10 protein-coding genes are annotated in these 6,978 nt (G+C 47.1%); 2 read left to right on the top strand and 8 right to left on the bottom strand.

The window, feature by feature from the left end:
- Positions 1-941: VC_2705 family sodium/solute symporter (locus ACEW8P_RS16825; RefSeq protein ID WP_373514235.1), on the bottom strand; the 941-nt coding region annotated here is incomplete at its 3' end.
- Between the two features lie 113 nt (positions 942-1,054).
- A complete protein-coding gene (locus ACEW8P_RS16820; RefSeq protein WP_373514234.1) occupies positions 1,055-1,318 on the bottom strand; it encodes a DUF4212 domain-containing protein in 264 nt (87 codons plus the stop codon).
- Positions 1,319-1,373: 55 nt separating this feature from the next.
- Here ACEW8P_RS16820 and ACEW8P_RS16815 point away from each other — a divergent pair, with 55 nt between their 5' ends.
- Together ACEW8P_RS16815 and ACEW8P_RS16810 are read left to right on the top strand one after the other, a co-directional pair.
- Complete coding sequence (locus ACEW8P_RS16815; RefSeq protein WP_373514233.1) at positions 1,374-2,588, top strand: hypothetical protein; 1,215 nt, start codon at positions 1,374-1,376, stop codon at positions 2,586-2,588.
- 51 nt (positions 2,589-2,639) lie between these two features.
- Positions 2,640-3,281 carry a coiled-coil domain-containing protein gene (locus ACEW8P_RS16810; protein WP_373514232.1) on the top strand — a complete coding sequence of 214 codons (642 nt, stop codon included), beginning with the start codon at positions 2,640-2,642 and terminating at the stop codon, positions 3,279-3,281.
- 70 nt (positions 3,282-3,351) lie between these two features.
- Here ACEW8P_RS16810 and ACEW8P_RS16805 read toward each other — a convergent pair whose 3' ends face one another.
- The 6 genes from ACEW8P_RS16805 to ACEW8P_RS16780 all read right to left on the bottom strand — a co-directional run.
- Positions 3,352-3,681, bottom strand: coding sequence for a polyhydroxyalkanoic acid system family protein (locus ACEW8P_RS16805; RefSeq protein ID WP_373514231.1), 330 nt, complete (start codon positions 3,679-3,681; stop codon positions 3,352-3,354).
- 95 nt (positions 3,682-3,776) lie between these two features.
- Positions 3,777-4,253, bottom strand: coding sequence for a nuclear transport factor 2 family protein (locus ACEW8P_RS16800; RefSeq protein ID WP_373514230.1), 477 nt, complete (start codon positions 4,251-4,253; stop codon positions 3,777-3,779).
- Positions 4,254-4,389: 136 nt separating this feature from the next.
- Entirely contained in the window at positions 4,390-4,881 is a 492-nt protein-coding gene (locus ACEW8P_RS16795) for a DUF3368 domain-containing protein (protein ID WP_373514229.1), read from the bottom strand.
- 1 nt (position 4,882) lies between these two features.
- On the bottom strand, positions 4,883-5,143 hold the full coding sequence (locus ACEW8P_RS16790) for a UPF0175 family protein (RefSeq protein WP_373514228.1): 261 nt from the start codon (positions 5,141-5,143) through the stop codon (positions 4,883-4,885).
- Between the two features lie 134 nt (positions 5,144-5,277).
- Positions 5,278-5,931 (bottom strand): DUF6624 domain-containing protein, encoded by a 654-nt coding sequence (locus ACEW8P_RS16785; protein ID WP_373514227.1) that lies wholly within the window; start codon positions 5,929-5,931, stop codon positions 5,278-5,280.
- A gap of 194 nt (positions 5,932-6,125) precedes the next feature.
- The coding region (locus tag ACEW8P_RS16780) for a glycosyl hydrolase family 18 protein (RefSeq protein WP_373514226.1) at positions 6,126-6,978 on the bottom strand (853 nt) is incomplete at its 5' end.

The raw sequence follows: 6,978 nt of genomic DNA, 5'->3' as shown, positions 1-6,978 counted from the left end.
TGATTACTGACGGTTTCGATGAGGTTGGTCCGCGCGAAGACCGAAATGGCGGGAGCCGTGGTATATAAAATGGCGATAAAGAACAGCGCCAATCCCGCTGACATTCGGGCGTCCTTCACGCGCTTGACGGTGAAAAACCGCACAATTACGTGCGGTAGTCCAGCCGTACCGACCATCAGCGCCAGCGTAATGGCGATCAGGTCGATTTTGGATTTGGTACCCTGCGTGTATTCAGCAAAACCCAACTCGCGGGAAAGGCCATCCAACTTATCCAACAAATACACCCCCGAACCATCGGACAAAGTACTTCCCATTCCTACCTGAGGAATGAGAACTCCTGTCATGTTCATGGAAATCATGATCGCCGGCACCATGAAGGCGAAGATCAGCACGCAATATTGCGCCACCTGCGTGTAGGTGATGCCCTTCATGCCGCCCAAAACGGCATAAAATAACACGATGACCATCCCGATGATGACGCCCGTATTGATATCGACTTCCAAAAACCGCGAAAAAACTACCCCCACACCGCGCATCTGTCCGGCCACGTAGGTGAACGACACCAATAGGGCACAAATCACCGCTACGGTGCGGGCGACGTTGGAATAATAGCGGTCGCCGATAAAATCAGGGACGGTAAATTTGCCAAATTTTCGAAGGTAAGGCGCTAGCAGTAAAGCCAAAAGCACGTAACCACCCGTCCAGCCCATGAGATAGACGGTTCCGTCATAGCCCATGAATGAGATCAGCCCCGCCATCGAAATAAACGACGCCGCCGACATCCAATCCGCTGCCGTAGCCATACCATTAGCCAGGGGCGACACACCACCGCCCGCCACGTAAAATTCTTTGGTACTGCCCGCCCGCGACCAAATAGCGATGCCAATGTACAAGGCGAAGGTGATGCCAACGATAATATAAGTCCAGGTTCTTACGTCCAAAATTTTAATTTTGAATGGGTGAATGATAGAATGAGGGAATAATTTTTGATCTGCAAATCTGCCTTTTAGACCAAGTACGACTTTGGGCCTTTGTGCCTTTGGAACTTTGCCCCTCACTCATCATACCCGTATTTCTTATCTAGCCTATTCATCAAATAAATATAGACGAAAATGAGGAGGACGAAGATGTAGATGGAGCCTTGCTGAGCGAACCAGAAGCCTAGTTTGAAGCCGCCGAGGCGGAAGTTGTTGAGGGCATCGGCGAAGAGGATGCCCGCGCCGTAGGAAACGAGAAACCAGATAGCGAGCAAAATGGCCAGGTAAGTGAGGTTTTCTCGCCAATAGAGTTGGGCGTTGGTACGGTCAGGTTCTTTCACAGGGTAGTTGGGTAGAATTCCCTAGCCAAAGTCGGGAATATCGTATTTTTACCTGATGAATGAAGCATTTCCTACGCTGACAGCCCGTGAAAGGGCCTTTATTCAGGCGCACCTCCACGACGACGTGGCTGACTTGTTGCTGCAAGGCAATCAATGTCAGGATGTTGACCTAAAAAAAATGGCAGCACAGATAGCGGCCCGGCAAAAAGCGAAGGACAAACTACCTGACTGGTACGCCGACGAGCGGCTGCTTTTTCCTCCTCCTCTTTCGGTGGAGCAGGGCTCTTCCGAAGCCACGGCGCGGTTCAAAGCCAGTTTGGTTTCTGGCATTAAGTTGATCGACATTACGGGCGGCATGGGCGTGGATTGCTACTACATGAGCGAAGAATTTGAGCAAACCCTGTACTTCGAGCAACAACCGGAAGTGGCCTGGACGGCTGCGCATAACTTCGAAGAACTGGGTGTGGCGGATAAAATCGAAGTGCGGGTGGAGGATGCCATCGACGCGCTGTCGCAAAAACCCGTACCCTCCGACTGGCTTTACGCCGACCCGGCCCGCCGCGACGACCGTCAGCGCAAAGTCGCGCAATTGGCCGATTGCACGCCCGACTTGACCAAAGCACTGCCCACGCTTTTTCGCTCGGCCCCAAATATTTTAGTCAAAACCGCGCCGCTACTGGACATAGATTTGGCGGTTGGTCAGTTGGGATTTGTGCGGGAAGTACATATCGTTGGACTGGATCGGGAATGTAAGGAAGTACTTTACTCATTGAATCAGTCGTCCCTGGCGGTGGAAGACATTCCTCTGAAAGTCAGGATTTTAAAAGCTGATGGCAGCACTCAATACGGGTTTGACTTTAACCGACAGGAAGAAACACACGCCGAACCTGACTTCCGGGAACCCCAAGGATTTCTTTACGAACCGCACGCCGCCTTGCTGAAGGCCGGTGCTTTCAAAAGTACCGCCACGCGATTCGGGTTGGCTAAACTGGCTCCCAACACGCATCTTTATACTTCGGAAAAGCCGATCGACGATTTTCCGGGCCGTAGTTTCGAGGTAGTAGCTGTTTGCAAGCCAGACGCGCGGGCTTTATCGGAATACGTCCCTAACGGCAAAGCCAACCTGACAATTCGTAACTTTCCGGGCAAAGTGGATGACTTGCGCAAAAAATGGCGTCTCAAAGAAGGCGGCGACGTATATTTGTTTGCGTTAACGCTCCAAAGCGGCCGAAAGGTAGTTGTCGTGACCCGAAAAGCGCAATCTGTTTAATCCTTTCGCCTTTCAGTCAGTCTAGTTAGCTCACTTACAATTAATTCAATCATGAAAAATTTATTACTTCCTCTAGTCGTGCTGGGTTTTTTCCTGGTTCCTTCCGTTCACGCGCAGGGCGTTTTCCCCGGCAAAGAAAAACTCAACGATAAGGACTATTTTGGTCTGAATCTCAATTCCAGTATCCCCTCGCGCTATCTGGAAGAATACTGGGAAGACTACCTCAAAACTTACGGCAAAACGCACAGCCGTCGAGGCGTCATATCGGTAGATCGCGCTAATATTCCGGCCATTTCTCATGAATCCGTAGAGATGCTGAGCCAGGTTTCCTCCGCCCGCAATATCAGCCATGTCTTTTTAGCCGTGAAAGTCGGCGATCATTTCGTATCCAATTTCACGGACAGCACCTACACGGCCACCGAGAATTTCCTGAAAGAATTTTCGGACTACGCCGTGGCTCGCGACGAGGTCAGGATGGCGGAGGAGTACTACGATGAAGCCGACAAGAACCACAAAAACCTGGAACGCGACAATGACCGCATCGTGAAGGAAATCGAGCGCACCCAAAAGAAACTGGAAGAACTCATGCGCGACCAGGAAACTAATAAAGCCGACCTCGCCGGGTCGGTCATCGACCTGGAAAACAAGCAGAAGGACTTGGAAGCGGCGAAGGCACGGATTCCAAAGATGTAGGGGATTTCTCCGCTAATGCTATCAAACAACTATTCGACGGAAAAAAAGTAGCTAACTAAATGACGGTTAGCTACTTTTTTGCAGGAAACAGGCTATCAATTTGCTGGCCTATCACATCCGAAATCTTTTCTTCTGACACGAAGGTCTTAATAAGACCCGGTAGTTGAGAGTTCATAATGATCTTCCCATCTTCTACCTGAATATCCCCTGCTAACTTAGTACTTACCAGGCCTTTCTTTAACTTAAAAGAAAAGTTCATGGTATTTCCCGACCAACTTTTAGTAGGTTCTTTTATCGCTACTCCGCCCGGAAAATCGCGCTTCATCAGCTCGTCCAGGAAAGAATCAATTTTTCGGATAGCCTCTTGCTGGCTTGCCTTGTGGCTTCGTTCAATTCTCATGGTTTCTTATTTTTTAAGTAGTGATTGAAGCCAGTCATAAAATTCCCGTTCCACCTCGGCGATTCTTACGTCCTCTGCGGTAGAATTTTCAACTTTCATCGTTTTGCAGCCGGAAATTCGGGCGAGCCGCAGCCTGTCTTCTCAATGGTGTACGACAAAGCCGCAATGCGCCAGCCAGTAACGGTTTTGATGAGCGTGAACACATCCACCCCGCAATGGGAAAATGCGTCGTTAATCCAAAGATTGTAAGGCGCCCATACCTGAGCGATGTTGCCGTGTACCTGCACTTCCACGCCCGCGTCCTTCATTCGCTCTGTTATCACCGTGCCAGGCCGGAACGTATCGCTGAAAGGAGAACGACTGGCCGAAACTGCCTGACCATCTTTCTCGCGGACGGTGTAAATCATGGCGTTGGGCAAAAATACGGCCCGGAAAGCGGTAGTGTCTCCCTGTTCTATCGCGTCGAGCAAAGCCTGGGCTACTTGCAGTGCTTCCTGCTTTTCGCTTTGGGCGTAGCCTGACGTGCTGAGAACTACAAATAGGCTTGTAAACGCAAAGAAGAATTTTTTCATGGGAAAGGTCATATATGGGTTTCTACTAAACCTTAATTCGATGCTTGAGCGGTACGGGTTCGTGAATCTCGGGTAGTTCGCCCGGTTTCTACTAAACCTTAATTCGATGCCTAACACCGTTGAGACATCATCTATCTTATTCAATTTCTGCTTCGTTATGTTCTTTCAAGAAAGCATTTAATAGTTTTAGTGAATAATATCTGCCATTTTTTAGGAAATGTTCAAATAATGGCCTTAATTCTCCAATCAGCCCCTTCTCTCTTGCAATAGAAAGAACGCCGATCGTTCCGACGCATTGCATTCCGAAGCTTTCAGCTATTGCTCTTGCTTTTTTATCGTCAATCAATAAAAAATCAGCACTTAACTCTCTATACAGCAATACAGCTTCTGATTCACCGTAATCCATAATAAATTCTAGTTCGTTGAACCCTGAAATTGACCGTACCTTTCCATCGAAGTATGCAGCAAGCTCTCCGTAGTATTTCGTAGTCTTATCCCTCGTAATTTCTTTCCAGACAGCATCAGGTATGCATATTTTTTCAAACAAAGCATCCAAAATTTCTAACTTTCCGATGGTTGCCAGAGAAAAAATAGGCCCTGAATCTGAAATAATTAACCCATTCTTCATTTCATTTAAGTTTTTCTATATCACACAAGACATCGTCGAATTCTAAAAGAGAAATTGGAATTCTGTTCTCAGAAAGCAGCGTATCAAACTGCAATCTCGACATCTCAGCGATTTGGGCTGCCTTGCCAATCGTGATTTTTTCTTGGACGTAAAGCTGAATGGCTAAGGATACTTTTATTCGCCTCCTGAGTTCGTTCTCCGATTCGTTCAATGTAAGAAGAATATCGGATGGCAAATCAATGCTTATGGTTTGTGAAGTCATGATTTTGTAATTTTAGTTTTTTTCGGTAATTGATTTAGCAAGATATATCTCGAAATCCGTGGGCAGCATCCATATTAATCTCCATTGTCGATAAGTATGTAGGGATACAAATCACGGAACTACCTACTAATTTTTCAATATAGATTTGGTTTTGTTATTCCCATTTTTTCATAGTAATCTTTGTTCATATTATAATGTGATATTGTCATACTGTTTAAATAATCTTTCAAAGGTTCCAAAATATACTTTTCTCTTAGTCTATCGACGTTTGCTGAATCAGCAAGTCCAATTTTAGGAATAGCTCGACCTGTTGTTTCCGTTTCGTAAGTGACTTGCGTTCCAAATAATTGTTTTTCTGCTGCGTTCACTTTAACTCTGTCGTACAAGTAAGCATAATTATTAGGATCTGCATTTTCTTTTTCAACTTCTTTATCCATTGCTGTTAATACCTGTTTTTGAAATTCTGGATATTTATCGCAATGCTGAACTAATAACCAAAAATGATTTGAACCTTCCTTACCTATTTTATCGAAACCTAAAAATCCATATTTACTGAACATTCGCTCAACAATCTCTTTATGACTAGTAAATACACTGTCTTTGAAGTTACGCCACTGCATTTTTGAGTAGTCTTTGTATTTCCCTTTTGGGATGAATGCAGCGATTTGGTCAACTTCAACCATATCATTCAATTGTTTGCCAAGTTGATGTTTTTTTTCTGTAGTTAATTTTACAGCACAACTTGCCAAAATAATAGGAATGAATAAAATTAAAGCTACCTTTTTCATCTAAAAATGATCTTGTTAAACTTACACCCAACTCGTAAATATACGCACCTTAGTCGTATTTATAAATTATTGAATATCAGTTTTTTATCGACTGTAAATTTAGGAATTTATAGCAACATAGAATGCGTACTTCGCATTCTGTGTTACTGATACTCAAACACTCACCAAGCGATATAAGCATGGGTCATTCATGCTCATCGCTTCGCCCGGTCAATCGCCCGCAAAAGTGACGTTTCATCCGCCGTATCCAGCCCAATTTCCCAAATCATCACCCCCGCGCAGCCGCGCTGCTTCGCCAGCCGGACTTTGGCTTCGATGGTGTTGATGCCGTTGTAGTGGGCGCCCTTCCAGTAGTCGTCGTAGGCACCAGCTCCGTCGGCGACGAGTTGCTTGTAGGTCGGTCCGAATTTGCCGAAGCCTAGTTTCGAATAAAACGGCAGGCCCAGCACGGCTTTAGCAGCCGGTAGTTTGCGTTCGTCCAGCCAGTAGTTCAGGCTTTCCTGCGCGTAGGCGTAGGGCGAATGCGCCTTCACAATGTCTCCGCCATAATCTCCATCGTAGGCCATGAGGTTGATCCAGTCCATTGCCAGGAAGGCTTCTTCTTTCACGCCGTAGCCCTTCTTGCCCCGCGCTACTACGGCGGCAGTTAGTAGTTTGTTCTGGGCGTGGAGTTGCTTGGCCAGGTCCTTGACCAGCAACACGTAATCGTCGGCCGATTGGCTGTCTTCGTCGGGATATTCCCAGTCGAGATCGACGCCGTCGAGGTCGTACTTTTTCACCAAATCCATCGTGCTTTTGATGAAAGTCCGGCGGCCCTCGACGCGTTCGGCCATGCGGTGAAAGCGTCCGTCTTCACCGCCGCCATCGCCGATCCCCCAGCCACCGATGGAAATGAATACCTGCACTTTGCCGCTATGGGCGTGTTTGACCAGACGTTTCAGGATGCTATCGTCCTTCAACGGCAGTAGTGTATCGCCACTCGGGGCGGGAATCGAGAACGAGTAGTTGATGTGCGTAAGGTAGATCAGCGGCAGGCTCTCCGGCTCG

Origin of the sequence: Persicitalea sp. (assembly GCF_041751555.1) — a bacterium.
GTDB lineage: Bacteria > Bacteroidota > Bacteroidia > Cytophagales > Spirosomataceae > Persicitalea.
Note: the sequence above shows the minus strand (reverse complement) of the source record. Positions and strands in the feature narration are given on the sequence as shown.